The 25,953-nt window shown below is 72.8% G+C and carries 23 protein-coding genes; 19 read left to right on the plus strand and 4 right to left on the minus strand.

Translation table 11 applies throughout. The annotated features are described in order from the left end of the window. Nucleotides 1-26 precede the first annotated feature (26 nt). Together metK and ACFXI4_RS23125 are read left to right on the plus strand one after the other, a co-directional pair. Nucleotides 27-1,235: a methionine adenosyltransferase gene (gene metK, locus ACFXI4_RS23120; RefSeq protein WP_362723830.1), complete on the plus strand. Its 1,209-nt coding sequence runs from the start codon at nt 27-29 to the stop codon at nt 1,233-1,235. Between the two features lie 404 nt (nt 1,236-1,639). Continuing rightward, on the plus strand, nt 1,640-3,787 hold the full coding sequence (locus ACFXI4_RS23125; protein WP_384993870.1) for a primosomal protein N': 2,148 nt from the start codon (nt 1,640-1,642) through the stop codon (nt 3,785-3,787). A gap of 81 nt (nt 3,788-3,868) precedes the next feature. Here the strand turns inward: ACFXI4_RS23125 and ACFXI4_RS23130 are convergent, their stop codons facing one another. Continuing rightward, nucleotides 3,869-4,417, minus strand: coding sequence for a hypothetical protein (locus ACFXI4_RS23130; protein ID WP_384993872.1), 549 nt, complete (start codon nt 4,415-4,417; stop codon nt 3,869-3,871). A gap of 276 nt (nt 4,418-4,693) precedes the next feature. Between ACFXI4_RS23130 and fmt the strand changes: the two genes are divergently transcribed. The 4 genes from fmt to ACFXI4_RS23150 all read left to right on the plus strand — a co-directional run bounded on the left by fmt (nt 4,694) and on the right by ACFXI4_RS23150 (nt 9,126). Further along, nucleotides 4,694-5,626 (plus strand): methionyl-tRNA formyltransferase, encoded by a 933-nt coding sequence (gene fmt / locus ACFXI4_RS23135; protein WP_384993875.1) that lies wholly within the window; start codon nt 4,694-4,696, stop codon nt 5,624-5,626. Nucleotides 5,627-5,710: 84 nt separating this feature from the next. Beyond that, on the plus strand, nt 5,711-7,138 hold the full coding sequence (locus tag ACFXI4_RS23140; protein ID WP_384993878.1) for an RsmB/NOP family class I SAM-dependent RNA methyltransferase: 1,428 nt from the start codon (nt 5,711-5,713) through the stop codon (nt 7,136-7,138). Between the two features lie 179 nt (nt 7,139-7,317). Continuing rightward, nucleotides 7,318-8,004, plus strand: a complete 687-nt coding sequence (gene rpe, locus ACFXI4_RS23145) for a ribulose-phosphate 3-epimerase (protein WP_384993880.1) — start codon at nt 7,318-7,320, stop codon at nt 8,002-8,004. 78 nt (nt 8,005-8,082) lie between these two features. Further along, nucleotides 8,083-9,126 carry a sugar-binding transcriptional regulator gene (locus tag ACFXI4_RS23150; protein ID WP_384993882.1) on the plus strand — a complete coding sequence of 348 codons (1,044 nt, stop codon included), beginning with the start codon at nt 8,083-8,085 and terminating at the stop codon, nt 9,124-9,126. Nucleotides 9,127-9,182: 56 nt separating this feature from the next. On the opposite strand, the gene ACFXI4_RS23155 is transcribed toward ACFXI4_RS23150, so the two are convergent. Further along, nucleotides 9,183-9,785, minus strand: coding sequence for a TetR/AcrR family transcriptional regulator (locus tag ACFXI4_RS23155; protein WP_384993885.1), 603 nt, complete (start codon nt 9,783-9,785; stop codon nt 9,183-9,185). A 54-nt stretch (nt 9,786-9,839) separates the two neighbouring features. Then, complete coding sequence (locus tag ACFXI4_RS23160) at nt 9,840-11,135, minus strand: MFS transporter (RefSeq protein WP_384993887.1); 1,296 nt, start codon at nt 11,133-11,135, stop codon at nt 9,840-9,842. A gap of 259 nt (nt 11,136-11,394) precedes the next feature. Here ACFXI4_RS23160 and ACFXI4_RS23165 point away from each other — a divergent pair, with 259 nt between their 5' ends. From ACFXI4_RS23165 to ACFXI4_RS23180, 4 genes are all read left to right on the plus strand, one after another. Beyond that, entirely contained in the window at nt 11,395-12,366 is a 972-nt protein-coding gene (locus ACFXI4_RS23165) for a Dyp-type peroxidase (protein ID WP_384993890.1), read from the plus strand. 82 nt (nt 12,367-12,448) lie between these two features. Beyond that, entirely contained in the window at nt 12,449-12,760 is a 312-nt protein-coding gene (locus tag ACFXI4_RS23170; protein WP_384993892.1) for a barstar family protein, read from the plus strand. A 171-nt stretch (nt 12,761-12,931) separates the two neighbouring features. After that, nucleotides 12,932-14,374, plus strand: a complete 1,443-nt coding sequence (locus ACFXI4_RS23175; protein WP_384993894.1) for a GuaB1 family IMP dehydrogenase-related protein — start codon at nt 12,932-12,934, stop codon at nt 14,372-14,374. Between the two features lie 468 nt (nt 14,375-14,842). Then, nucleotides 14,843-15,295, plus strand: coding sequence for an Lrp/AsnC family transcriptional regulator (locus ACFXI4_RS23180; protein ID WP_046726552.1), 453 nt, complete (start codon nt 14,843-14,845; stop codon nt 15,293-15,295). Nucleotides 15,296-15,387: 92 nt separating this feature from the next. Here the strand turns inward: ACFXI4_RS23180 and ACFXI4_RS23185 are convergent, their stop codons facing one another. Then, the gene (locus ACFXI4_RS23185; protein WP_384993898.1) at nt 15,388-16,128 is read right to left on the minus strand and encodes a GntR family transcriptional regulator; all 741 of its coding nucleotides are present in this window, start codon (nt 16,126-16,128) and stop codon (nt 15,388-15,390) included. 239 nt (nt 16,129-16,367) lie between these two features. On the opposite strand from ACFXI4_RS23185, the gene ACFXI4_RS23190 reads away from it, so the two are divergent. The 9 genes from ACFXI4_RS23190 to ACFXI4_RS23230 all read left to right on the plus strand — a co-directional run bounded on the left by ACFXI4_RS23190 (nt 16,368) and on the right by ACFXI4_RS23230 (nt 25,922). Further along, nucleotides 16,368-17,528, plus strand: coding sequence for an ABC transporter substrate-binding protein (locus ACFXI4_RS23190; RefSeq protein ID WP_384993901.1), 1,161 nt, complete (start codon nt 16,368-16,370; stop codon nt 17,526-17,528). Further along, entirely contained in the window at nt 17,525-18,424 is a 900-nt protein-coding gene (locus ACFXI4_RS23195) for an ABC transporter permease (RefSeq protein WP_362717058.1), read from the plus strand. Before ACFXI4_RS23190 ends, ACFXI4_RS23195 begins: the two co-directional genes overlap by 4 nt. After that, nucleotides 18,409-19,227 (plus strand): ABC transporter permease subunit, encoded by an 819-nt coding sequence (locus tag ACFXI4_RS23200; protein WP_362717056.1) that lies wholly within the window; start codon nt 18,409-18,411, stop codon nt 19,225-19,227. The genes ACFXI4_RS23195 and ACFXI4_RS23200 overlap by 16 nt, the downstream gene beginning before the upstream one ends. Nucleotides 19,228-19,230: 3 nt before the next feature. Then, on the plus strand, nt 19,231-20,304 hold the full coding sequence (locus ACFXI4_RS23205; RefSeq protein ID WP_384993905.1) for an ABC transporter ATP-binding protein: 1,074 nt from the start codon (nt 19,231-19,233) through the stop codon (nt 20,302-20,304). A gap of 55 nt (nt 20,305-20,359) precedes the next feature. Next, nucleotides 20,360-21,811 carry an HAD-IA family hydrolase gene (locus ACFXI4_RS23210; RefSeq protein ID WP_384993908.1) on the plus strand — a complete coding sequence of 484 codons (1,452 nt, stop codon included), beginning with the start codon at nt 20,360-20,362 and terminating at the stop codon, nt 21,809-21,811. A gap of 94 nt (nt 21,812-21,905) precedes the next feature. Next, nucleotides 21,906-24,176 (plus strand): nitrate- and nitrite sensing domain-containing protein, encoded by a 2,271-nt coding sequence (locus tag ACFXI4_RS23215; protein WP_384993910.1) that lies wholly within the window; start codon nt 21,906-21,908, stop codon nt 24,174-24,176. Next, nucleotides 24,166-24,594 (plus strand): roadblock/LC7 domain-containing protein, encoded by a 429-nt coding sequence (locus ACFXI4_RS23220; protein ID WP_362733171.1) that lies wholly within the window; start codon nt 24,166-24,168, stop codon nt 24,592-24,594. The genes ACFXI4_RS23215 and ACFXI4_RS23220 overlap by 11 nt, the downstream gene beginning before the upstream one ends. Nucleotides 24,595-24,601: 7 nt before the next feature. Continuing rightward, nucleotides 24,602-24,982, plus strand: a complete 381-nt coding sequence (locus ACFXI4_RS23225) for a DUF742 domain-containing protein (protein ID WP_384993913.1) — start codon at nt 24,602-24,604, stop codon at nt 24,980-24,982. Between the two features lie 151 nt (nt 24,983-25,133). Then, entirely contained in the window at nt 25,134-25,922 is a 789-nt protein-coding gene (locus ACFXI4_RS23230) for a carbon-nitrogen hydrolase family protein (RefSeq protein WP_384993916.1), read from the plus strand. The last annotated feature ends 31 nt before the right edge of the window (nt 25,923-25,953 follow it).

A 25,953-nucleotide genomic window follows, 5' to 3' on the forward strand; every position in this document is an offset into this window, starting at 1 on the left:
CAGCCGCTGCAACCCCAGGGAGCGTTGTGTCCCGTCGCCTGTTCACCTCGGAGTCCGTGACCGAGGGTCACCCCGACAAGATCGCTGACCAGATCAGCGACACCATTCTCGACGCGCTTCTGCGTGAGGACCCGACCTCCCGGGTCGCCGTCGAGACGCTGATCACGACCGGCCTGGTGCACGTGGCCGGCGAGGTCACGACCAAGACGTACGCGGACATCGCGACGCTGGTCCGCAACAAGATCCTCGACATCGGCTACGACTCGTCCAAGAAGGGCTTCGACGGCGCCTCCTGCGGCGTGTCGGTCTCGATCGGCGCGCAGTCCCCGGACATCGCGCAGGGCGTGGACACGGCCTACGAGAACCGGGTCGAGGGCGACGACGACGAGCTCGACAAGCAGGGCGCCGGCGACCAGGGCCTGATGTTCGGCTACGCGACCGACGAGACGCCGACCCTGATGCCGCTGCCGATCTTCCTGGCGCACCGCCTGTCCAAGCGCCTGTCCGAGGTCCGCAAGAACGGCACCATCCCCTACCTGCGCCCCGACGGCAAGACGCAGGTCACCATCGAGTACGACGGCGACAAGGCCGTCCGCCTCGACACGGTCGTCGTCTCCAGCCAGCACGCCTCCGACATCGACCTGGAGTCGCTGCTCGCCCCCGACATCCGCGAGTTCGTCGTGGAGCCGGAGCTGAAGGCCCTGCTGGACGAGGGCATCAAGCTCGACACCGAGGGCTACCGCCTGCTGGTCAACCCGACCGGCCGTTTCGAGATCGGCGGCCCGATGGGCGACGCCGGCCTGACCGGTCGCAAGATCATCATCGACACCTACGGCGGCATGGCCCGCCACGGTGGCGGCGCCTTCTCCGGCAAGGACCCGTCCAAGGTCGACCGTTCCGCCGCCTACGCCATGCGCTGGGTCGCCAAGAACGTCGTCGCGGCGGGCCTCGCCTCCCGCTGCGAGGTCCAGGTGGCCTACGCGATCGGCAAGGCCGAGCCCGTCGGGCTGTTCGTGGAGACCTTCGGCACCGCCAAGATCGACTCCGAGAAGATCGAGAAGGCGATCGACGAGGTCTTCGACCTGCGTCCGGCCGCGATCATCCGCGACCTCGACCTGCTCCGCCCGATCTACGCGCAGACCGCGGCGTACGGTCACTTCGGCCGTGAGATCCCGGAGTTCACCTGGGAGAACACGGACCGCGTGGACGCCCTGCGCAAGGCCGCGGGCCTGTAACCCCGAGCCACCTCGACGACGGCCCGGTTCCCCCTCAAGGGAGAGCCGGGCTTCGTCGCGTCCGAGGACCGCGGAAACCGGGTCGCCGCGCAGACGGGGTGGTCAGTACGGTGGTGCAGTCCCGGTGCGATGGCCGCGGTTACTTCCGTGGAGTGCGCCTTCGGGCGCGCGGTGAAGCCGCTGCGTTCCGACCGCCGCCGAACCGATCTCGGGACACCGGCACCGCCCGGTGCGAGGTCTCGGATACTTTCTTCCGGGTGATCCCCCGCAGGTTCGAATCCTGTTGCCGGTCCCGGACCGGTACGGCCGAGCGGCCCAAGGCAGAAGACCGCCGTACGGCGTTCCGCGGCCGGAGTGATCTCGGGCGGTCCCGGTTGTCAGTGGCGTTTGGTAAGAATGCAGGCGTGAGCAGCGAGAACGGGCAGGGGGGCGGGGGCGCCGAAGGGGCGCCGCCCGAGCAGCTCGCGCTCATCCGGGAGAGCGTGCGGGGGGCCAGGGTGCCCCGGGCCAAGCCGCGGACCTGGCGGGGGGCCGCCCTGGCCGAGCGGCTGCCGGTCGCCCGGGTGCTCGTGGACAAGGGCGTACTGCACCTCGACCGGTACTTCGACTACGCCGTCCCTGCCGAACTGGACGCCGACGCACAGCCGGGGGTCCGGGTCCGGGTGCGGTTCGGAGCCGGCCGGCATCGGGTGCGGGACGGGCGCCGGGAGGGCGGCGGGCTCATCGACGGGTTCCTCGTGGAGCGGCTCGACGAGTCCGACTACGCGGGGCCGCTGGCCGCGCTGGCCCAGGTGGTGTCGCCCGAGCCGGTACTGAGCGAGGAGCTGCTGCGGCTCGCCAGAGCCGTCGCCGACCGGTACGCGGGAAGCCTTGCGGACGTGTTGCAGCTGGCCGTGCCGCCGCGCAGCGCGCGGGCCGAGAAGCGGCCCTCCCCCGAACCGTTGCCGCCGCCGCCGGTGCCCGACGCCGGATCCTGGACGCGGTACGAGCACGGGGTCGCCTTCCTCGAGTCGCTGGCCTCCGGCGGCGCGCCCCGGGCGGTGTGGAACGCCCTGCCCGGGCCCCGGTGGAGCGAGGAGACCGCCCGGGCCGTCGCCGCCACGCTCGCCTCGGGACGCGGCGCGCTCGTCGTCGTACCGGACGGGCGGGCCGCCGCGCGGGTCGACGCCGCCCTGACGCGGGTGCTGGGCGACGGGCGGCACGCGCTGCTCACGGCCGACGCCGGGCCCGAGAAGCGGTACGCGCAGTGGCTCGCGGTCAGCCGCGGGTCGGTGCGGGCGGTGGTGGGGACGCGGGCCGCCATGTTCGCGCCGGTCCGGGATCTCGGGCTGGTCGCGATCTGGGACGACGGGGACGACAGCCACAGCGAGCAGCACGCCCCGCAGCCGCATGCCCGGGATGTGCTGTTGCTGCGCGCCGCGCTGGACAAGTGCGGCTTCCTGCTGGGGAGTTGGAGCTGCACGGTGGAGGCCGCGCAGCTTGTGGAGAACGGCTGGGCGCGGCCCCTGGTGGCGGGGCGGGAACAGGTGCGGCGGGCCGCGCCCCTGGTGCGGACGGTGGGTGACGGGGACCTCGCGCGGGACGAGGCCGCGCGGGCCGCGCGGCTGCCGACGCTCGCCTGGCAGGCCGTCCGGGACGGACTGCGGCACGGGCCGGTGCTGGTGCAGGTGCCCCGTCGCGGGTACGTGCCGCGGATGGCCTGCGACCGGTGCCGGGCTCCGGCGCGCTGCCGGCACTGCGCCGGTCCGCTGGAGGCGCGGGAGGCCGGGGCGCTGGGGTGCGGGTGGTGCGGACGGGCCGAGGGCGACTGGCACTGTCCCGAGTGCGGCGGTTTCCGGCTGCGGGCGCAGGTGGTCGGCGCCCGGCGGACCGCCGAGGAGCTGGGGCGGGCGTTTCCCGCCGTACCCGTGCGGACCTCGGGGCGCGAGCAGGTGCTGGACACCGTGCCGGGGACGCCCGCGCTGGTCGTGAGCACACCGGGCGCCGAACCGGTCGCCGAGGGCGGCTACGCGGCCGCCCTGCTGCTGGACGGCTGGGCGATGCTCGGGAGGCCCGACCTGCGCGCCGGTGAGGACGCGCTGCGGCGGTGGATCGCGGCCGGGGCGCTGGTGCGGCCGCAGGAGGAGGGCGGCACCGTGGTCGTCGTCGCGGAGCCGACGCTGCGGCCGGTGCAGGCGCTGGTGCGCTGGGATCCCGTGGGGCACGCGGTACGGGAACTCGCCGAGCGGGCCGAGCTGGGGTTTCCCCCGGTGTCGCGGATGGCGGCGGTGTCGGGTCCGGCGGAGGCGCTCGCGGAGTTCCTCACGGCGGCCGAACTGCCGCCGGACGCCGAGGTGCTGGGGCCGGTTCCGGTGCCCGAGGCGCGGGCCGGGGCGCCGCGGCGGCCGGGGGCTCCGCCGGCCGGGGAGCACTGGGAGCGGGTGCTGGTACGGGTGCCGCCCGGGACCGGCGCCGCGCTGGCGGCCGCGCTGAAGACGGCTCAGGCCGCGCGGATGGCACGGGGCAGCTCGGAGGCCGTCCGCGTGCGGGTCGATCCGCCCGACATCGGCTAGCGGAAGCGATGGCCGGCAAGGCGGCTGCCCTCCCGGGTGCGCGCCGGGAGGGCGGAGGGCGAGCGGGGCAACGCCCTGAGGTCAGCCGTTGCGCGGGCCGGGGAAGGCTGTCGGCCTCGCCTCGTCACGGAGGGCGGGGCTGCCCGCGGTCGGCTGGGTCGGCATGGAGCGGGCGGCCGGGACCGTGGGTACCGTGGGCAGGCCCACGCCCATGGTGAGCGCGCGGGTGCCGGCCGGCTCGGTCGGCCGTTCGGTCTCGGCGGCCGGTGCCTGCTGGGCCGCGGCGCGGCGGGCGCCGTAACGGCGGTGCACCGCCTGCTTGGTCACACCGAGCGCGGAGCCCACCGCGTCCCACGAGAAGCCGAGTGAGCGGTCGAAGTCCACGGCCGCCGTGACCAGGGTTTCGACACTGTCCCGGAGTTCCTGGGCGAGTCGGACCGTCGGGGCGGGAGCGCGTCCGTAGACGACGAAGCCCGTGGAGGGGCCGGAACGGCGCGGGCGGTAGACGTTGCCCAACTGGGCGGTGAGCGTGCGCAGTGCGTCCACCTGTCGGCGGACCCGCTCGATGTCCCGCACCAACAAGTGCAGGCTGGCCCGGGCCTGGGCGTCGTGGGTTGCGTGGTCGGCCATGAACAAGCCTCTCGAACCGGCGTTGAAAGGAATGGGCCGCGTATGCGGCCCGTTGTGGTCAACTCTCACTTGACCAACGCGTGGGCGCGCCGCTGGTCACGGTGTGGGGGCGTATGGGCATATGCGTACGCCGGGCTTTCCCGCCCGCGCACCGCCCCTCCGGCCGGCCGAGCGGCCGAGCGGCCCACCGGGTGTTCGCCGTCGGCGGCCCGCTCCTCGCCGCATAGACTTGGGTGTTGCCCGTGTCCGTCGTGTCCGAGAGGCCCTCACTCGCCCATGAAGCTTGTCTTCGCCGGTACCCCCGAAGTCGCCGTTCCCGCTCTGGACGCGCTCATCGCCTCCGGGCGGCACGAGGTGGCCGCCGTGGTCACGCGGCCCGACGCACCGGCCGGGCGGGGCCGCAGGCTGATCGCTTCGCCGGTGGCCGAGCGGGCGATGGAGGCCGGCATCGAGGTGCTGCGGCCGCTCAAGCCGCGCGATCCGGAGTTCCTGGAGCGGTTGAGGGAGATCGGGCCGGACTGCTGTCCGGTGGTCGCGTACGGCGCGCTGCTGCCCAGGGTCGCCCTCGACGTGCCCGCCCACGGGTGGGTCAACCTGCACTTCTCGCTGCTGCCCGCCTGGCGCGGGGCGGCGCCGGTCCAGCACTCCGTCATGGCGGGCGACGAGATCACGGGAGCCTCCACCTTCCTCATCGAGGAGGGCCTCGACTCCGGGCCCGTCTACGGGACCGTCACCGAGGAGATCCGCCCCACCGACACCAGCGGCGACCTGCTGACCCGGCTCGCGTTCGCCGGGTCCGGACTGCTCGTCGCCACCATGGACGGCATCGAGGACGGCGCGCTCAAGGCCGTACCGCAGCCGGCCGAGGGCATCACCCTCGCTCCGAAGATCACCGTCGAGGACGCCAGGATCGACTGGGCGGCCCCCGCGCTGCGGATCGACCGGGTGGTACGCGGCTGCACTCCCGCCCCCGGCGCCTGGACCACCTTCCGGGGTGAGCGGCTCAAGCTGATCCAGGTCACGCCGGTGCCCGAGCGCACCGATCTCGCGCCGGGCCGGATCGCCGTCGGGAAGAACAGCGCGCACGTGGGGACGGGGTCGTACGCCGTGGAACTGCTCTGGGTACAGGCCCAGGGCAAGAAGCCGATGCGGGCCGCCGACTGGGCGCGTGGCGTGCGGATCGGAGCCGAGGAGACCCTCGGCGACTGAGCGGCCCCTCCTCAGCAGCGGCTTTCCGGTGCGCGCGGCGTACGCTGGGAGCCGCATCGTTCCCATACCCGGAGCACCTTTTTCGTGAGCCAGCAGTCCCGGGGGCCGCGCCGGCCCGCCAAGCCCTACCGCCGTCCTCAGAAGGACCCCGTCCGTCTCCTCGCCTTCGAGGCGCTGCGCGCCGTGGACGAGCGGGACGCGTACGCGAACCTCGTCCTGCCGCCGCTGCTGCGCAAGGCGCGTCAGAAGGAGGGCCCCGACAAGTTCGACGGGAGGGACGCGGCCCTCGCCACCGAGCTGGTCTACGGGACGCTGCGCCGGCAGGGGACGTACGACGCGATCATCGCCGAGTGCGTGGACCGGCCGCTGCGCGAGGTCGACCCGCCGGTCCTCGACGTACTCAGCCTCGGTGCGCACCAGCTGCTCGGCACCCGGATCCCCACCCATGCCGCCGTGTCCGCCTCCGTCGAGCTGGCCCGCGTGGTACTGGGCGACGGGCGGGCCAAGTTCGTCAACGCCGTGCTGCGCAAGATCGCGCAGGACGATCTCGACGGCTGGCTCGCGAAGGTCGCACCGCCCTACGAGCAGGACCCCGAGGACCATCTCGCCGTCGTGCACTCGCACCCGCGATGGGTCGTCTCCGCGCTCTGGGACTCGCTGGGCGGGGGACGAGCGGGGATCGAGGAACTGCTGTCCGCCGACAACGAACGGCCCGAGGTGACGCTGGTCGCCCGGCCCGGGCGGGCCACCACCGAGGAACTGCTCGTGGAGGAGGCGGCCGTGCCGGGGCGCTGGTCTCCGTTCGCGGTGCGGCTCAGCGAGGGCGGGGAGCCCGGCGCCGTCGAGGCCGTGCGCGAGGGGCGGGCCGGAGTGCAGGACGAGGGCAGTCAGCTGGTGGCCCTCGCGCTCGCCAACGCGCCCGTGGAGGGCCCGGACGCGACCTGGCTCGACGGCTGCGCCGGGCCCGGCGGCAAGGCCGCGCTGCTCGCCGCGCTCGCCGCGGAACGCGGGGCCGTCCTCCTCGCCTCGGAGAAGCAGCCGCACCGGGCCGGCCTGGTGGCCAAGGCGCTGCACGGCAATCCGGGGCCCTACCAGGTCATCGCGGCCGACGGCACGCGGCCGCCGTGGCGACCGGGGACCTTCGACCGGGTACTGATGGACGTCCCGTGCACCGGTCTCGGGGCCCTCCGCAGGCGCCCGGAGGCGCGCTGGCGCCGCCGGCCCGAGGACCTCGACAACTTCGCCCCGCTGCAGCGCGCGCTGCTGCGTACGGCGATCGACTCGGTGCGGGTCGGCGGGGTCGTCGGGTACGCCACGTGCTCGCCGCACCTCGCGGAGACCCGGGCGGTGGTCCAGGACGTGCTGAAGCAGCGGCCGGACACGGAGCTGCTGGACGCGCGTCCGCTGCTGCCGGGCGTGCCCGCGCTGGGCGAGGGCCCCGACGTCCAGCTGTGGCCGCATCTGCACGGCACGGACGCGATGTACCTGGCCCTGATCCGCCGGACCGGCTGAGGCAGGGGCACTCGGCGGGCGTGACCCCGGCCCCCTCGGAGGAGCGCGGGGCCGCGTTCCGCATGCGGCCGCCGCCGCGTGGGCGCGACCAGCCCCCGCCGGCCGGCGGCCGGGGCCCGACCGCAACCACCCCCGAACCCCACGCAGTCCTTCCCGGCGGGGCATGGCACGCTTGACGCATGGCCGCGCAGATCAACCCCAGCATCCTGTCCGCCGACTTCGCCCGCCTCGCGGACGAGGCCAAGGCGGTCGAAGGCGCCGACTGGCTCCACGTCGACGTCATGGACAACCACTTCGTCCCGAACCTCACGCTCGGTGTGCCGGTCGTAGAGTCCCTGGCCCGGGCCACGGACACCCCGCTGGACTGCCATCTGATGATCGATGCCCCCGATCGCTGGGCCCCCCAGTACGTCGAAGCGGGTGCCTCTTCGGTCACCTTCCACGTGGAGGCGGCGGCGGCCCCGGTGCGGCTCGCGCGCGAGATCCGGGCGAAGGGCGCGCGTGCCTCCATGGCGCTCAAGCCCGCGACGCCCGTCGAGCCGTACGAGGACCTGCTCCCCGAGCTGGACATGCTGCTCATCATGACCGTGGAGCCGGGCTTCGGCGGCCAGGCGTTCCTCGACATCATGCTGCCGAAGATCCGCCGCACCCGGGAACTGATCGGCAAGCACGGGCTGGAGCTGTGGCTGCAGGTCGACGGAGGAGTTTCGGCGACGACGATCGAGCGGTGCGCGGACGCCGGCGCCGATGTTTTTGTTGCAGGCTCGGCGGTGTACGGGGCAAACGACCCGGCAGAGGCGGTACGTGCACTACGCACTCAGGCCGAGGCGGCCACCGCTGCCGCGTCCTGGGCGTGCGACCACTGAGGTACGGGAACGTGAACGGCTCCGATCAGGGCTGATCGACTGCGCCGGATCTGCGAGGATGAACGGCGTATCCAGAGTGTGAACAGCAGTGAGGAGATGGCCGTGTCGGGTATGTCGGCGGGCCGGTCAGCCATGCGGATGGGACCCGCTGAGCTGGTGCAGGCGGCGGCCATGGCCCGCCGCTTCTACCTTGAGGGCAAGTCCAAGATCCAGATCGCGGAGGAGTTCGGCGTCAGCCGCTTCAAAGTGGCCCGGGTCCTGGAGACTGCCCTCGAAAGGGATCTCGTACGCATCGAGATCCGTGTACCGGCCGAACTGGACGCCGAGCGCTCGGACGCGCTCCGCGCCCGTTACGGCCTGCGGCACGCCGTCGTGGTCGAGTCCCCGGCCGAGGCGGAGGAGACCCCCGATCCCGAGAACCTCGGTGAGGTGGCCGCCGAGCTGCTCGGCGAGCTCGTCAACGAGGGCGATGTGCTCGGTCTCGCCTGGGGCCGGTCCACCATCCACATGGCGGCGGCGCTCGACCGGCTGCCCCCGTGCACGGTGGTGCAGCTGACGGGCGTGTACGACGCCGGGACCTCCGAACGCGGTTCGGTCGAGGCGGTCCGGCGCGCCGCCCAGGTGTCCGGCGGTGACGCGCACCCCATCTACGCGCCGATGCTGCTGCCGGACGCGGCCACCGCGGCCGCACTGCGCAACCAGACCGGCATCGCCCGGGCCTTCGAGTACTTCGACAAGGTCACGGTCGCCTGTGTCTCGATCGGGTCCTGGGAGCGCGGTATCTCGACGGTGCACGACATGCTCAGTGACGAGGAGCGCGCGCACTACGCCACGCTCGGCGTCGCCGCAGAGATGGCCGCGCACCTCTTCGACGCCGAGGGCCGCCGGGTCGGACGCGACCTGGGGGAGCGGTGCATCACGGTCAAGGCGGACCAGCTGCGCCGCATCCCCGAGGTGGTCGCGATCGCGGGCGGGCAGCGCAAGGCGGCCGCTATCGACGCGGTGCTGAGGTCGGGGCTGGTCACCAGTCTGGTCACCGACACCTCGGCCGCCGACTACCTGATGACGGCGGGGCCGACGCCCAAGCCGACGCTGAACCGTTCCGACCCCGACGGTTCCTGACGGCCATCGCCGCGGCGGCACCGGTACCGGTGACAACGCTGCCGCGGCGATCACCGTCAGGAAACGGGCTGAACGGTGCCCGTCGCCAGCGCCGCGTCGATCAGGACGGTGGCCGCCTGCCGGGCGAACTTGCCCGCGGACGGGTCGCGGTCCATCCGTGCGGACACCCCGCCCCCGTCGTAGAGCAGGTGGAGCTGGCGGGCGAGGCTCCCGGGATCCGGAGCGCCGGCCTCCCTGGCGAGGTCGGTGAACAGGGCCCGGACCCACGCGCGGTAGGTGTCGGAGACTTCCTCGATGGCGCTGCCCTGCTTGGCCTCCGCGCTGGCCGCCACGAAGGCGCACCCGTGATATCCCTGCTCGGCGAAGAGCGCGGCCTGCGCGTCGAAGACCGCCAGCAGCCGCTCCCGCGGATCCTCGGTGCCGTCCACGGCGCGCAGCAGGCGAGCGGACATCCTGGCGTACCGGGAGTCGAGATAGGCCCGGATGAGCTGTTCCTTGCCACCGAAGGTGTTGTACAGGGATGCCTTGGCGACCCCGGCGCGCTCGATGATCCGGTCGATCCCGACCGACTGCACGCCCTCCGCGTAGAACAACTCGTTCGCGGCCGAGAGCAGCCGCTCGCGGGCCGTGGGAGCCTTGGCACTCAACGTCTTCGTCATGCCACCCACCTTCTCGGACTTTCACTCTACGACTGGCCGGACCGGTCTACTCGGTCACCGGGACGCCGCGTCGGCCCGCTCGGTCTCCGGGGCCTGGACGGCGGGCGAGCCGCCCGCGGCCACCAGCACCCCGGGTGCGCTCCGCGGCCCGCGGCGCAGCAGCAGGGCCGCCAGGGCCAGCAGTGCCAGGGCGATGACCACCGCGCCGTACTCCTCGGAGGTCGGGACCAGGCCGCCGCCGTGCACCACCAGCGTTCCGGCGACGACGGAGGGGACCCCCATGCCGAGGTAGGCGACGACGAACAGCAGGGAGAGCACGCCCGAGCTCTCGTGCGGCCGGGTCAGCGGCAGTACGGTGCGGATGCCGCCCTGGAAGCCGCTGCCGAAGCCGAAGCCGGCGACGGCCGTGCCGACGAAGAACAGCACCGGTGCGCTCTGGCCGACGGCCAGCAGCGTGACGGCGACACCGGCGACCAGCGCGCCGATCCCGGTGTACATCACGGTCGTCGCCCGGGCGTCGCGCAGTACGAGGACGGAGACGGCCGCGACGAACGCGAGGACGAAGAGGCCGAGACCGCCCCAGACAGCGGAGTCGGAGCCGACCAGGGTGCGGACCAGGGCGGGGCCGAGGGAGCCGTAGAACCCGGCGAGCGCCCACACGGCGAAGATCACCGGTGCCGCGGCGAGGGCGGCACCGCGGACCGCGCGCGGGAGCCTGATCTCGGGCACCAGCGTGGCCAGGGCGCCGGGCGCGCGGGTGACGGTCTCGTCGATCAGGGCGATGGCGAGGGCCTGGGCAACGAACACGCCGAGCAGGCCGAGGTAGATCGCGTGGGTCGGCGCGGGCAGGTACTGCACGACGAAACCGCTGACCAGGGCGCCCGTCGCGGTGCCCAGACCGGGGGCGAGGGCGTTCGCCACGGTGCCGCGCGAGCGGTTGATGTCCATCATCGCGGCGCCGACCGCGCCGAGCGCGGCGCCGGTGGACAGGCCCTGCACGACCCGGGCGAGAAGCAGTTCGCCGACGCCCCCGGCCGTGGAGAAGAGCACCATCGCGACGGCCTGCGCGGTGATCGCGGAGATCAGGACGGGGCGGCGGCCGACGTGGTCGGAGAGCTTGCCGAGGACCAGCAGGCCGGAGAGCACGGCGATCGCGTAGATGCCGAAGACCACGGTGGTGGTGATCGGACTGAAGCCCCATTCCGCCTGGTAGGAGGCGTAGAGCGGGGTCGGCGCGCTGGAGGCGGCGAGGAACGAGACGACGACGGAGGCGAGCACGTAGAAGGCCGCGCGTGGCGGGATCGGCCTGCCCGGCGCCTTGGTTCGATCGTGCGGTGCCAGCTGGTTCATCGGAGAGATCCTTCGCGGGACGGCGCCGGAATCATCGGTCGCGGATGCCTGTTGTGAGTAGACCGGTCTGTCTACACGCGCTGGTCAACCCCATAGACAGGTCCGTCTATTCCAGTGGCGCGAAAAAATCTCCGGGGAAGTGGGGCGGCGGCGCGCCGTCGCACGGGAGCGTCTGCGTCCGCCGGGCGCCCCGAACCCCGATCATGTGTATGACGTACGTGTACGACAGGCCGAGAGCCGATCGCATCGGGAGGACGCGGTGACCACTGAACCCCAGCCCGCACGGGAAGCCGAACCACAGCCGGTGCTAGGGCCGTTGACCACCGCCGCGATCTTCCTGGTGGTCAGCGTCCGCCCCGGGCAGGAGGAGCCGGTGCGGGACGTGCTGGGTGATCTCGCCGCGCTCCGGCGCAGCTTCGGGTTCGGCGCCCCGGACGCCGCCCTGAGCTGTGTCGCGGGGATCGGCTCCGAAGCCTGGGACCGGCTGTTCGACCACCCGCGCCCGGCCGGACTGCACCCCTTCAAGCCCCTGGAAGGCGCTCGGCACACCGCCGTCGCGACCCCCGGCGACCTCCTCTTCCACGTCCGGGCCACCCGCTTCGACCTCTGCTTCGGGCTGGCCTCCGAGATCATGCACCGGCTGCGGGACGCGGTCACCGTCGAGGACGAGGTGCAGGGTTTCAAGTACCTCGACGCCCGCGACCTGCTGGGCTTCGTCGACGGCACCGAGAACCCGGTCGGCGCCGCAGCCCGCAGGGCCGTCCTGATCGGCGCCGAGGACCCGGCGCACGCCGGTGGCAGCTATGTGGTCGTCCAGAAGTACCTGCACGACCTGGACGCCTGGAACGCGCTGCCGGTCGAGACGCAGGAGCGGATCATCGGCCGCACCAAGGCCACCAACATCGAGCTGGAGGAGCCGGGCTCGCACGTCGAACTGAACACCGTCACCGGAGCGGACGGCCAGGAGCAGGACATCCTGCGCGACAACATGCCCTTCGGCAGCCCCGGCCAGGGCGAGTTCGGCACCTACTTCATCGGGTACGCACGTACCCCGGACGTCATCGAGCACATGCTGCGCAACATGTTCCTCGGCACGCAGGACGCCCGGCACGACCGGATCCTCGACTTCTCGACGGCGGTCACCGGCACCCTCTTCCACGTGCCGTCCGCCGACTTCCTCGACGACCTGCCCGCGGCCCCCAAGGCTGCCGTGGCCGCCGAGAAGGCATGACGCGGGTGCGTGTTGTCTCCCGGCGCACCGGTGGGATCCACTGCGACGGTGAACCCTTCGACTCCTCCCGGACGGTGCTGAGATGACGACGAGTCCGCATCTGGTCGTGCTCGACCTCGCCGGAGTCGCCGACAAGGCCGGTCTCATGGACCGTGCCGTCGCCGCGCTGGGCCTGCCCGACTGGTTCGGCCGCAACTGGGACGCCCTCACCGACAGCCTCCGCGACCCCTCGTTCTGGCCGCCCGAGGCGGCCGGCCGCGGGCTCCTCCTGGTGGTGACCGGCTGGCAGGGCTACGCCGGAACCCGGCCGGACGAGTGGAAGACCGCCCAGGACGTGTTCGCCCACGCGGCCGCCGACGAACCGCGACTGACGGTGGCGCTCGCCCTGCGGTGACCCGGCAAGCCCTGCCCGGGTCCCTTGGAGGTTCCTCCCAGACACTCCTGACCTGCCTGGATGTTCGTCCCGGGCACCGCATACCGGTCGCCATGGGACAATGAAGTACGTGCTCTTCCCCTTGGCCGGCCGGTCCGGGGGTCACCTCTGATCGACCGGGATGTGCGGCACGTGCGTTTCCTCAATGACATCCAGCCCGCGTACGACCTGACGTACGACGACGTCTTCATGGTGCCGAGCCGCTCCGCGGTCGGCTCGCGGCAGGGCGTCGACCTCGACTCGCCGGACGGCACCGGCACCACCATCCCGCTGGTCGTCGCCAACATGACCGCGATCGCGGGCCGGCGGATGGCCGAGACGGTGGCCCGGCGCGGCGGCCTCGTCGTCATCCCGCAGGACATCCCGATCGACGTGGTCACCGACGTCATCACCTGGGTGAAGAGCCGCCATCTGGTGCTGGACACCCCGATCGTGCTCGCCCCGCACCAGACCGTCGCCGACGCGCTGGCCCTGCTGCCCAAGCGCGCGCACAACGCGGGCGTCGTCGTCGACGAGGACGGCCGCCCCGTCGGTGTCGTCACCGACCGAGACCTCAACGGCGTCGACCGCTTCACCCAGCTCGCCGAGGTCATGTCCCGTGACCTGCTGCTGCTCGACGCGGACATCGACCCGCGCGAGGCGTTCAACAAGCTGGACGCGGCCAACCGCCGCTACGCGCCCGCCGTCGACCGGGACGGCAAGCTGGCCGGCATCCTCACCCGCAAGGGCGCCCTGCGCGCCACCCTGTACACCCCGGCCACCGACGCGCGGGGCAGGCTGCGGATCGCCGCCGCCGTCGGGATCAACGGGGACTTCGCCGACAAGGCCAAGCAGCTGCTCGACGCGGGGGTCGACACGCTCGTCATCGACACCGCGCACGGCCACCAGGAATCGATGATCAGCGCGATCAAGCTGGTCCGCGGCCTCGACCCGAAGGTTCCGGTCGCGGCCGGCAACATCGTCTCCGCCGAGGGCGTCAAGGACCTCGTGGACGCGGGCGCGGACATCATCAAGGTCGGCGTGGGCCCCGGCGCCATGTGCACCACCCGCATGATGACCGGCGTCGGCCGGCCGCAGTTCTCGGCGGTCCTGGAGTGTGCCGCGGAGGCGAGGAAGTACGGCAAGCACGTCTGGGCCGACGGTGGTGTGCGGCACCCGAGGGACGTCGCGATGGCGCTGGCCGCGGGCGCGTCCAACGTGATGGTCGGCTCCTGGTTCGCCGGCACGTACGAGTCGCCGGGCGACCTCCAGCAGGCCGCCGACGGGCGGCTGTACAAGGAGTCCTTCGGCATGGCCTCGGCGCGCGCGGTGCGCAACCGCACATCGGACGAGTCGGCCTACGACCGGGCCCGCAAGGCGCTCTTCGAGGAGGGCATCTCCACGTCCCGGATGTTCCTCGACCCGGCCCGGCCGGGCGTGGAGGACCTGATCGACTCGATCATCGCGGGCGTGCGCTCCTCCTGCACCTACGCCGGCGCGGGATCCCTGGAGGAGTTCGCCGAGAAGGCGATCGTGGGGATCCAGAGCGCGGCGGGCTACGCGGAGGGCAAGCCGCTGCACGCCAGCTGGAGCTAAGGGCTGTCCCGTAATCCCCGGCGGGCGCACGACGACAGCTACGGCACCTCGCAGCGTTGTCGGGCTCGCCCGAATACGCCCAGTATGAGGACGACCCTCCGCCTTGCGATGCACCGCATCTGACGCCGCGCGCTGATCCACCAGGGATTACGGGACAGCCCTTAGGACCTGTCGTTTGGATCCCGCGGACGCGGGGTCTGGCGCGCACGTCTGCGGCGTTGTAGCCGGTCGCCGACGCCCCCCGGCCTTCGGCCGGGAGGTGCCTCCACCGCGTCGACCCCCTCCTCCGCCCTGCAGCCGCACGCACCAGACCCCGCTCACCGGCGCCGATCAGCACCGTCGCCGTCCTGCGACCTGATCCGAACAACAGGCCCTGGCCGCTTCGCGGACGGCGGCCGGGCTCGTGTTCTACTTCGGGTACGGCTGTCGCCGGTCCCGTCCTGCACCACCTGAAAGCTGAACGTCCCCTTGCTGAACGATCTCGACGAACGCATCGTGCACGCCCTCGCCGAGGACGCCCGCCGCTCCTACGCGGACATCGGGCAACTGGTCGGCCTGTCCGCGCCCGCCGTCAAACGGCGCGTGGACCGGCTGCGCGCCACCGGAGCGATCACCGGTTTCACCGTGCGGGTGGATCCGGCGGCCCTCGGCTGGGAGACGGAGGGATTCGTCGAGATCTACTGCCGGCGCAACACCTCGCCCGAGACGATCCAGCGGGGGCTGGAGCGGTACCAGGAGGTGGTGGCCGCGTCCACGGTCACCGGTGAGGCCGATGCGGTCGTGCAGGTCTTCGCGTCGGACATGCGGCACTTCGAACGGGTCCTGGAGCGGATCGCGGGGGAGCCGTTCGTGGAACGCACCAAGTCGGTGCTGGTGCTGTCCCCGCTGCTGAGGAGGTTCTCCTCGGGGGCCCCGGGCTGAGCTGTCGTATGCCGGGTGCGGACGAGTGGGAGCCGGTCGCGCGGTTAGCCACGAACCACCCGCACCCGGCGTACGACGGCGCACCCGGTCCGCTATTCCGCGGTCATCCGGGCCAGCGCGTTGCTGCCGATGGAGTTGTGGACGCTGAAGCTCACCGCGTCCGACCGGTAGCGGTCGTCGGACCACTCCACCGGGCGTCCTTCCCGGGTCGTCGTCACCCGCCGCACCCGCAGCAGCGGGCTCGACCGGCGGACCCCCAGCAGCTCGGCGTCCCGCGCGCCGCAGGCGACCGCGTCGATCACGTGCTCGCCGTAGGCGAAGACCAACCCCGTGTTCTCGTACAGGCGTTGGGTCACCGACGGGCACTCCGGCTCTATCGCCGCCACCGCCGGGGAGATCCAGTCCGCGTACACCGTGCGCTCCAGCAACACCGGCTCGCCGTCCAGACCGCGCACCCGCAGTACGTGCAACACCTGCGTACCGAGGGAGAGTTGAAGGCGGACCGCGTCCTCCTGGGTGGCCGGGCGGTATTCCTGGGACACCACGTGTCCGGTCGCCTCGCGGCCCATCGACCTCGCCCACTGCGCGAAACTGCGCAGCTCCGCGAAGCTCTGGCTGCGCCGGCTGGCCAGCACCACCCGGCGGGCGCCCTGACGGGAGCCGATCAGCCCCTCCGAGGTGAGCGCGGCGACGGCCTGGCGGACGGTGCCGCGGGAGACTCCGTACTGCGCCGCCAGCTCCGTCTCGGCGGGCAGCCGGCTGCCGACGGTGTACTCCTCGCGGCCGATGGCGCGCCGCAGCTCGTCGGCGATCTCCTCGTGTCGCGCCGTCATGCTTCCCCTCTGATCAGGCTGTTGTGCACAGCGTGACCAGCCTAATCGACGTCCCGGGGTGATTCGTGTCAGCCGCGAATGTGCAGGGAATCAGGGCCCGGTGTTTCCGTCGTATTCATGAACAGGTCACCCGCGCCGGGCGTACTGTGGTCAACTTGTTCAGACAAGTTCGCTCGGTGCCCGCCACAGTGCCGCCCCCACAGCGCCACCCACCCTCGTGCGTACTCCCTGGAGAGACCGTGACCGTGTCCCTGCCGAGAACCGCCGTCCTTGGCGGCTCCCTCGCCGTCGTAGCCGCGCTCGCCCTGAGCGCCTGCGGCGCCGCCCCCGACAACGCGTCGTCCACCACCTCCGACGGCAAGAACGCCGCCACCGCGACCTCCGCCGCCGACCTCGGCGGCATGGACAAGCTGGTCGCCGCCGCGAAGAAGGAGGGCGCGCTGCACATCATCGCCGTGCCCCGTGACTGGGCCAACTACGGCGCCATCATCGACGGCTTCCAGAAGAAGTACGGCATCAAGATCGAGGACGAGAGCCCCGACGGCTCCAGCCAGGACGAGATCAACGCCGTGACCTCCCGCAAGGGCCAGGACCGGGCGCCGGACGTGCTCGACCTCGGTTCCTCCTTCGCGCTCAGCGCGGCCCAGCAGGGACTGCTCGCGCCGTACAAGGTGACCACGTACGGCGACATCCCCACCGCCCAGAAGGACCCGCAGGCCCGCTGGTACAACGACTACGGCGGCTACATCTCCATCGGCTGCGACGCCAAGCGCGTCAAGACCTGCCCGACCACCTTCGCCGACCTTCTCAAGCCGCAGTACAAGGGCCAGGTCGCCCTCAACGGCAACCCGACCAAGTCCGGCTCCGCCTTCGGCGGCGTCTACGCGGCCGCGCTCGCCAACAAGGGCTCCTTCGACGACATCCAGCCCGGCCTGGACCTCTTCGCCAAGCTGAAGAAGAACGGCAACTACACGCCCGTCGAGTCCACCCCGGCCACCGTCGAGAAGGGCGAGACGCCCATCTCCATCGACTGGGACTACCTGAACGCCGGCTACGCCGACGAGTTCAAGTCCAAGGGCGTGGACTGGAAGGTCAGCATCCCGACCGACGGCCAGTACGCCCAGTACTACTCGCAGGCCATCAACAAGGACGCCCCGCACCCGGCGGCCGCCCGCCTGTGGCAGGAGTACCTGTACAGCACCGAGGGCCAGAACCTGTGGCTCAAGGGCTACGCCCGTCCGGTCCTGATGACCTCCATGGAGTCGGCCGGCACGCTGGACAAGACCGCGGCCGCCAAGCTGCCCGCGGTCACCGGCACGCCGTCCTTCCCGACCGAGGCCCAGCAGGACAAGGCCAAGACGGTCCTCTCGACGGGCTGGTCGAAGGCCGTCTCCGGATGACGGCCACGCTCACGCGGGCCGACGTGGCGTCCGCCGCTTCCCAGAAGCGGCGGCGCCGCGCCCCCGGCTGGCTGGCCGTCGTCCCGCTGCTCGCCTTCACGGCGGTCGCGTTCGGGCTGCCGGCCGTGGCCATGCTGAACGGCGCCTTCACGGTCAAGGACCCGGCGAGCGGCGTGTCCTCGTACACCGGGCGGAATCTCACGGACTCGCTCCAGGGGCCGTACCTCACCGCCCTGGTCGGCAGCGTCAAGCTGTCCGCGCTCTCCGCCCTGATCGCCGCCGTCCTCGGACTGCCGCTCGCCCAGGCCGTGGTCAGCTCGCGCTCCCGGGCGCTGCGCGAGGCCGTGCTCACCGCCTCCGGTGTGCTCGCCAACTTCGGCGGCGTGCCGCTGGCGTTCGCCTTCGTGGCGACCCTCGGCAACGCCGGTGTGCTGACCGTGCGCCTCCATCTCGCCGACCACGGCTGGAACCTGTACAGCTTCTGGGGACTCGTCCTGGTCTACCTGTACTTCCTGATCCCGCTGATGGTCCTCACCATCACGCCGGCCCTGGACGGACTCCGGGCGCAGTGGCGGGAGGCGGCGCTCAACAACGGCGCCACCGGCGTGCAGTACTGGCGGTTCGTGGCCCTGCCCGTGCTCGCGCCCTCGCTGCTCGGCGGCTTCGTGCTGCTCTTCGGCAGCGCCTTCGCCGCCTACGCCACCGCCGCCGCGATGGTCGGCAGCGCGGTCCCGCTGGTCACCCTGCAGATCGCCGACGCCCTCTCCGGCAACGTCCTGGTCGGCCAGGAGAACGTGGCCCTCGCCCTGAGCCTGGACATGGTGCTGGTGGCGGGCGTGGTGATGGCCGTCTACCTGCCCCTGCAACGACGGAGTGCCCGATGGCTCGACGCCTGACCCCGTGGCGCTGGGCCGTCCTCGGTCTCGCCGCCCTGTACTTCCTGGTCCCGCTGGGCGCCTCCGTCGTCTTCACCGTCGACGTGCCCGGCCAGGGCGTCACCTTCGACGCCTACAGCCAGATCCTGTCCGCCGACGGCTTCCTCTCCAGCCTGCTGCTCTCGCTGGAACTGGCCCTCGCCACGATCGTCGTCGTGCTGCTGCTGATGGTGCCCGCCGTGGTCGCCCTCAGGCTGAGCGCGCCGCGGCTGCGGCCCGTCGTCGAGATCGTCTGCTCGCTGCCGCTGGTGGTGCCGCCGATCGCGTTCGTCGCCGGCATCGCGAGCGTCCTGAAGTGGGGGCCGGACCACCTCTCCAGGACCCCGCTGTTCCAGACGTTCGTCGCCATCCAGAACCCGGACTTCCCCGTCGTCCTGGTCCTCGCCTACGTCGTGATGGCGCTGCCCTTCGTGTACCGGGCGCTGGACGCCGGACTGCGCGCGATCGACGTGCGCACCCTGGTCGAGGCCGCCCGCAGCTGCGGGGCCTCGTGGCCGCAGGCCCTGGTCCGGGCCGTGCTGCCCAATCTGCGCGGGGCGCTGCTCAACGCGGCCTTCCTCACCCTGGCGCTGGTGCTCGGCGAGTTCACCGTCGCCCGGCTGCTCGGGTTCCAGCCCTTCGCCGTGTGGATCTACAACGTCGGCGGCTCGCAGGCCCAGATGTCCGTCGCCGTGTCCGTGCTCAGTCTCCTGGTGACCTGGGCCCTGCTCCTCGCGCTCGCCGGTGCCGGCGGCCGTGACCGTACCGCTTCGTCCCGGGGATGAACCATGAGTGTCAGCACGCCTGAGAAGGCCGCCACCGCCGCCACCGTCGAATTCCGTTCCCTGCGACGGGAGTTCGGCGCCACCGTCGCCCTCGACGGACTCGACCTGACCGTCCGCCCGGGGGAGTTCCTGGCCCTGCTCGGCCCCTCCGGCTGCGGCAAGACCACCGCGCTGCGCATGCTCGCCGGGTTCGAACACCCCGACTCCGGCGCGGTGCTGGTGGACGGCTCGGACGTCACCTCGGTCCCGGCGCACCGCCGGGACGCCGGGATGGTCTTCCAGTCGTACAGCCTCTTCCCGCATCTGAACGCCGTCGACAACGTGGCGTTCGGGCTGCGGATGCGCAAGGTCCGCACGTCCGAACGGCGGTCCCGGGCAGCCGAGTTGCTGGAGCTGGTCGGGCTCGGCGACAAGGGGGAGCGGTTCCCCCACCAGCTCTCCGGCGGACAGCAGCAGCGCATCGCGCTCGCCCGCGCCCTCGCCCTGCGGCCCCGGGTGCTCCTCCTCGACGAGCCGCTGTCGGCCCTCGACGCCAAGGTCCGGCTGACGCTCCGCGAGGAGATCCGCCGGCTCCAGCAGGAACTCGGCATCACCACCCTGTTCGTGACGCACGATCAGGAGGAGGCGCTGTCCGTCGCCGACCGGGTCGCCGTGATGCGCGCCGGGCAGCTCGAACAGTGCGCGGAGCCCGCCGAGCTGTACGGCCGGCCGGCCACCGCCTTCGTCGCCGAGTTCGTCGGCACGATGAGCCGGATCCCGGGCACCGTCAAGGACGACCGGGTCGAGGTACTGGGCCGGCGGCTGCCGCTCGACGGGCCGGCGCCGGACGCGAGCGAGGTCGACGTGCTCGTACGGCCCGAGGCGGTCCAGGTGCGCGCGGACGGCACCGGTACGGCCACCGTCGTCGCCACCGCCTTCCTGGGCGCGGTCGTCCGGGTCACCGTACGGCTCGCCGACGGCACCGAGGCCAAGGCCGACCTGGCCGCCCACGAGGCCACCGGTCTGGGCGCCGGAGCCGCGGTGAGCGTGTCGCTGCCCGAGCGGCCGGTACTGGTGGCGAGCCGCACCCACAAGTAGCGCCTCCGGAACTCCGGATGTGTCCACAAGCCCTGACGTGAGGAATGACAACAACGTGACCCCCCACCCCCGACTCCCCCTCCAGGCCGTCCTGTTCGACATGGACGGAACGCTCGTCGACACCGAGCGGCTGTGGTGGGAGGCGGTGGAACGCGTTGCCGGGCGGACGCTCGGCGCGGCCGACGAACCCGATGTGCTGGGCCGGCCGGTCGAGCACACCGCCCACTGGCTGGCCGGCAGCACCGGCAGGTCCGGCGCCGGCCTCGCGGCCGAGCTGCACCGGGAGTTCGCGGACCGTGTCCGCACCGGCATCGTGCCCCGGCCCGGCGCCCTCGACCTGCTGGACGCGCTCGCCGCGGCCGGCGTTCCCACCGCCCTGGTCACCGCGTCCCCACGCGCGGTGGCCGACCTCGTGCTCGACGCGCTCGGCGCCGGCCGGTTCGCCGCCTCCGTCACCGCCGACGACACCGGCCGCACCAAGCCCGCCCCCGACCCGTACCTCGCCGCCTGCCGTGCCCTCGGCGTCGACCCGGCGGCCTGTGTCGCCGTCGAGGACACCGAGACCGGGGTCGCCTCCGCCGAGGCCGCCGGCTGTGCGGTCCTCGCCGTGCCCTCGCTCGCGCCGATCGGCGACGCCCCCGGCCGGACCGTGCGGGACAGCCTCGTCGGGGTCACTCCCCGGCAGCTCAGTGACATGGCGGTACCCGAACTGCGGGTCATGTCCTGGAACCTGTGGCTCGGCGGCGGCCGGATCGACGACCACCGGGCCAAGCAGATCAAGGCCGTCGCCGACGCGGGGGCGGACGTCGTCGGCCTCCAGGAGACCGCCGGCACCTCGGCCCGGGAACTGGCCGAGGCCCTCGGCTGGCACCACCACACGGCCGGCGAGAACCTCGGGATCATCAGCCGGTATCCGATCACCGCCCGCCTCGGAGACCCGGAGGTGGGGTTCTACGGAGCCGCCGGGGTGCGGATCGCCGTACGCCCCGGACGGGAGGTCGACATCTGGACCGCGCATCTGCACTGCGCCCCCTACGGGCCCTACGAGTTCCACTTCGACGGGCTCGGGGCGGCCGAACTGATCGACCACGAGGAGGTACGGCTCGGGCAACTGCGCGAGGCGCTGGAGCTGATCGGGGACGGCACGGTGCCCGTGGTGCTCGTGGGGGACTTCAACTGCCCCTCCCACCTGGACTGGACGGACGTCGAGTGGCCGGTGACCAAGGCCGCCGAGGAGGCCGGGTTCCGCGACTCCTACCGGGAGGTCCACCCGGATCCGGTGGCCGCGCCGGGGCACACCTGGTCGCCGATCCACCCGGTGGCGGAGGACGGCAGCGGGCGGCCCGAGCCGCAGGACCGGATCGACTACGTGCTGCACAGGGGGCTGCGCGTACTCGACTCCCGGACCTGGGTGAGCGGGGCGCCCGCGTCCTGGCCGGAGGTGGCGGGCAACGACTGGCCCTCCGACCACGCGGCCGTCGTCAGCACGTTCGCCGTCGAGTCCTGACCCGGTGTTACCGAAGGCAACCATTGCGGTGACCGAGGGCATCCCGTAGTTTGTGCCGGGCTCCTTACTCGCTGGTAACACCGGTAGGCAATCCATGCGCTGGACCGTCGGCCGACCCACCACCGTCCGCGCGCGGATCGTGGCGCTCGCCCTCGCCCCGGCCGTCGCGCTGACGGCTCTGTGGAGCTCCACCATGGTCTCCGTCACCACCGAACTCCGCGCGCTGATCCGGGTCCAGGGGGTGTACGACGACTTCGGCACCCCGGTCGACACCGCCGTCGGGCAGATCCAGATCGAACGGCGCCTGTCGGCGGCCTACCTGGGCGCCCGGCTCGACACGGCGGCAGCCGCCGGCCTGCTGACACAGCAGCGGCGTACCGACCGGGCCGTGGACGCCATGCGCGCCGCGGTCCGGGGCGGTGACCGCGGACGCCTCAGCGGCCGGCAGCGCCAGGCCCTGGACGCGATGGTGACCGCCACCGGCAGGCTGGAGTCTCTGCGCGAGCGGGTGCTGTCCCGGAAGATCGCGTGGAACACCGCCGTCACCGACTACAGCGCCCTGGTGGAGCCCGGCTTCGGCGTCCAGTCCGCCCTCACCGCCCTCCAGGCCGGACAACTGGCCCGGGAGGCGCAGGTGGTCGTCGAGCTGGTCCGGGTGCGGGAGTTCGTCTCGCGCGAGGACGCGCTGGTCGCGGGGGCCAGGGCAGCCGGACGGCTCACCCGGGGACAGTACCGGGAACTCGCCGCGGCCATCGAGGACCGCCGCGTCTTCGAGCTGACCTACGTCCCCGACCTGCCCGCCGACTCTCGGGCGCCGTTCCAGCGGTTCCAGCGCGGTGAGCTGTACGGATCGCTGGAGCGTGGCGAGGACGCGCTGCTGCGGGCCGGTGCGGACCGGGCCGGTGCGGCCGTGGCCGCGGACACCTGGCGGTCCACCACCGACCGGGCCGTCAGGCAGTACATGCTGCTGTGTACAGAGTCCGCCCGGAACTCCGCGGAGCGCGGACGGACCTTCGCCTACCGGGAGCTGGCCAGGGCCGCCGTCGTCGGTGTCGTCGGGCTGGCGGCGGTGGGGCTCTCGCTGTGGTTCGCGGTGCGCGGGGCGCGCCGCGTCTCACGCCGGCTGGAGAACCTGCGGGACGCTGCCGACCTGCTCACCGCGCACCAACTTCCCGCCCTGATGGACCGGTTGAGCGCCGGCGAGGACGTGGACCCGGTCGCCGAGGCACCGCCGCTGGCCGCCGGCGAGGCCGGTCGCGACGAGATCGGGGACGTCGGCCGGTCGTTCAACAGGGCGCGGCTGGCCGCGGTCGAGGCGGCGGTGAAGCAGGCCACGCTGCGCAGGGGCCTGTTCGCGGTACTCCTCAACATCGCACGCCGCAACCAGGCCCTCGTCCACCGGCAGCTGAAACTCGTCGACACCCTGGAGCGGCGCACCGGCGACCCGGCCGTCCTGGGCGAGCTGTTCCGCATCGATCATCTGACCACCCGGATGCGCCGGCACGCGGAGAGCCTGATCATCCTCTCCGGAGCCACCCCCGGACGGCGCTGGCGGCGGCCGGTGCCCGTCGCCGACGTGGTGTCCTCGGCGGTCGGCGAGATCGAGGACTACCCACGGGTCGTGGTGCCGCCGATGCCCGGGGTGGGGATCGCCGCGGAGGCCGTCGCCGACGTCGTGCACCTGCTCGCCGAGCTGCTGGAGAACGCCACCGTGTTCTCGCCGCCGCACACCCAGGTCACCGTGCGCACCGGCCGGGCCGGCCACGGCTTCACCCTGGAGGTGGACGACCGGGGCCTCGGCCTGGACGCCGGCCGGCTCGCCGAGGCGCACCGCACCCTCACCGACCCCGAGGCCTTCGATCCCGCCCGCCACGACCGCCTCGGTCTCTACGTGGTGGGCCGCCTGGCCGCCCGGCACGGCATCGAGGTGACCCTGCGGGAGTCGCCGTACGGCGGCACCACCGCGGTGGTGCTGCTGCCGGCGGCGGTGCTGGCGGAGACGGACCCCCGCCCTGACGGGCCTGACGGGCCTGACGGGCCTGACGGGCCGGACGTGATGACCGAGACGGACGCGTTGCCGCGCGGGCGCGCCGGGACGGCCGAGGCCGGTTCCGGCGGGTCCCGCGCCCCCGCCGCCCCCGCGCTGCCCACCCGCAGGCGGCAGGCCTGCCTCGCCCCCGAACTGCGCACCGAGCCCGAACCGGCGCCCGGGTCCGGGCAAGGGCGTGACCTGGACGCCGACGAGATGCGGGCGGTCTTCGGGGCGTTCCAGCGCGGCCTGGACCTGGGGCGCAGGGGACTGCCCCGTGACACGGACGAGCCGACCCGCCCCGAGGAAAGGACGCCCTCCGCCGATGACCAGTGACAACCACCCCGCCCCGGACCCCGGCGCGCCGCCCGGCAGCGACCTCGGCTGGCTTCTCGACGACCTGGTCGCCCGGACCGACCACGTCCGCCAGGCCGTGCTGCTGACCGCGGACGGACTGCCGCTCAGCCAATCCGAGGGCATGCGGCGGCGGGACGTCGAGCATCTCGCGGCCGTCTGCTCCGGCTTCCACAGCCTGGCCCGCTCGGCCGGAGACCGGTTCGCCGCCGGAGAGGTGCGGCAGACCATGGTGATGCTCGACGACGCCTACCTCTTCGTGACCCCGGCCGGGCACGGCAGCCGGCTCGCCGTCCTCAGCGACGTCCGCACCGACATCGGCCAGCTGGCTCACGAGATGGCACTGCTCGTCCGCCGCCTCGGCCGTCACCTGGACGCGGCCGCGCGCTCGGCCCCGTGACCCCGCGGTGAGCGACGAGCACTGGTACGAGGGCGAGACCGGCTCGCTGGTCCGCCCCTACACCGTGACCCGGGGGCGGACCGAGCCGTCCAAACGGCTCACCATCGACCTGATGTCCCAGGTCACGGCGGTGGACGCGGACCTGGCCGAGACGGGTGTCGACCATGCCCGGGCCGCCCTGCTCGCCCTGGTGCGGCGCGGCGCCCGCCCGGTCGTCGAGCTAGCCGCGGACGCCGACCTGCCGCTCACCGTCGTCCGCGTCCTGCTGGGCGACCTCGCCGAGGCCGGCCTGGTCCGCATCGACCGGCCGCGCCGCGTGGAACCGGCCGGTCCGGCCGCCGACCCGGCCCTGCTGAAGGAGATCGTCGAACGGCTGAGGGAGCTGTAGGGATACGCCCGGCGCAACGAATCGCCGCCATACGCCTGTATCACGCAACGAACCGTCCGGCCACGCGCAACGGCTCCTCCTTGTCCGGCCCGGCCCGCCGACCTACCGTCTAAATGGCCACAGACCCCCTCCGTACCCGGTGAGGACCCGCATGCGCACCGCCCTGCTCCAGAGCTCCGGCCGCCCCGGCTCGACCGTCGAGAACCTCAAGGCGCTCGACGAGGCCGCCGGCCGGGCCGCCGCCGAGGGCGCCGCGCTGCTCGTCGCACCCGAGATGTTCCTGACCGGCTACGCGATCGGCGACGACATCGGCCGCCTCGCCGAGCCGGCCGACGGCGACTGCGCCGACGCGATCGCCGAGCTGGCCCACCGGCACGGCCTGGCGATCACCTACGGTTACCCGGAGCGCGCAGGTGACGTGGTATACAACTCCGCCCAGCTGATCTCCGCGGACGGCACCAGGCTCGCGAACTACCGCAAGACCCACCTCTTCGGCTGCTTCGAGCGCGACCACTTCACACCGGGCGAGCAGCCGGTCGTCCAGGCCGAACTGAACGGTCTCACCGTCGGGATCATGATCTGCTACGACGTGGAGTTCCCGGAGCCGGTCCGCGCGCACGCCCTGGCCGGCACCGACCTGCTGGTCGTCCCGACGGCGAACATGCACCCGTTCCAGTTCGTCGCCGAGTCCCTGGTCCCGGTGCGGGCCTGGGAGAACCAGATGTACGTGGCGTACGTCAACCGGGCCGGCCAGGAGGGCGAGTTCGACTTCTTCGGGCTGTCCGGGCTGACCGGCCCCGACGGCGTGACACGGGCCCGGGCCGGACGCGGCGAGGAACTCGTCGTCGCCGACGTCGACTCCGCCCTGCTCGCCGCCTCCCGCGAGGCGAACCCCTACCTGAAGGACCGCCGGCCCGGCCTCTACGGGGCCCTGGTCTGACCTTCCCCTCTCCTCCCCGTTCTTTTCGCAG

It is taken from the genome of Streptomyces sp. NPDC059224, assembly GCF_042754285.1.
Taxonomy (GTDB): Bacteria; Actinomycetota; Actinomycetes; order Streptomycetales; family Streptomycetaceae; genus Streptomyces.

Bases quoted from the DNA above. Each gene is read 5' to 3' on its own strand.
- ACFXI4_RS23200 (WP_362717056.1), top strand. From the start codon at position 18,409: ATGGCTCGACGCCTGACCCCGTGGCGCTGGGCCGTCCTCGGTCTCGCC.
- rpe (WP_384993880.1), top strand. From the start codon at position 7,318: ATGGCCGCGCAGATCAACCCCAGCATCCTGTCCGCCGACTTCGCCCGC.
- ACFXI4_RS23160 (WP_384993887.1), bottom strand. From the start codon at position 11,135: ATGAACCAGCTGGCACCGCACGATCGAACCAAGGCGCCGGGCAGGCCG.
- ACFXI4_RS23220 (WP_362733171.1), top strand. From the start codon at position 24,166: ATGACCAGTGACAACCACCCCGCCCCGGACCCCGGCGCGCCGCCCGGC.
- ACFXI4_RS23155 (WP_384993885.1), bottom strand. From the start codon at position 9,785: ATGACGAAGACGTTGAGTGCCAAGGCTCCCACGGCCCGCGAGCGGCTG.
- fmt (WP_384993875.1), top strand. From the start codon at position 4,694: ATGAAGCTTGTCTTCGCCGGTACCCCCGAAGTCGCCGTTCCCGCTCTG.
- ACFXI4_RS23205 (WP_384993905.1), top strand. From the start codon at position 19,231: ATGAGTGTCAGCACGCCTGAGAAGGCCGCCACCGCCGCCACCGTCGAA.
- ACFXI4_RS23170 (WP_384993892.1), top strand. From the start codon at position 12,449: ATGACGACGAGTCCGCATCTGGTCGTGCTCGACCTCGCCGGAGTCGCC.
- ACFXI4_RS23195 (WP_362717058.1), top strand. From the start codon at position 17,525: ATGACGGCCACGCTCACGCGGGCCGACGTGGCGTCCGCCGCTTCCCAG.
- ACFXI4_RS23130 (WP_384993872.1), bottom strand. From the start codon at position 4,417: ATGGCCGACCACGCAACCCACGACGCCCAGGCCCGGGCCAGCCTGCAC.
- ACFXI4_RS23185 (WP_384993898.1), bottom strand. From the start codon at position 16,128: ATGACGGCGCGACACGAGGAGATCGCCGACGAGCTGCGGCGCGCCATC.
- ACFXI4_RS23230 (WP_384993916.1), top strand. From the start codon at position 25,134: ATGCGCACCGCCCTGCTCCAGAGCTCCGGCCGCCCCGGCTCGACCGTC.
- ACFXI4_RS23215 (WP_384993910.1), top strand. From the start codon at position 21,906: ATGCGCTGGACCGTCGGCCGACCCACCACCGTCCGCGCGCGGATCGTG.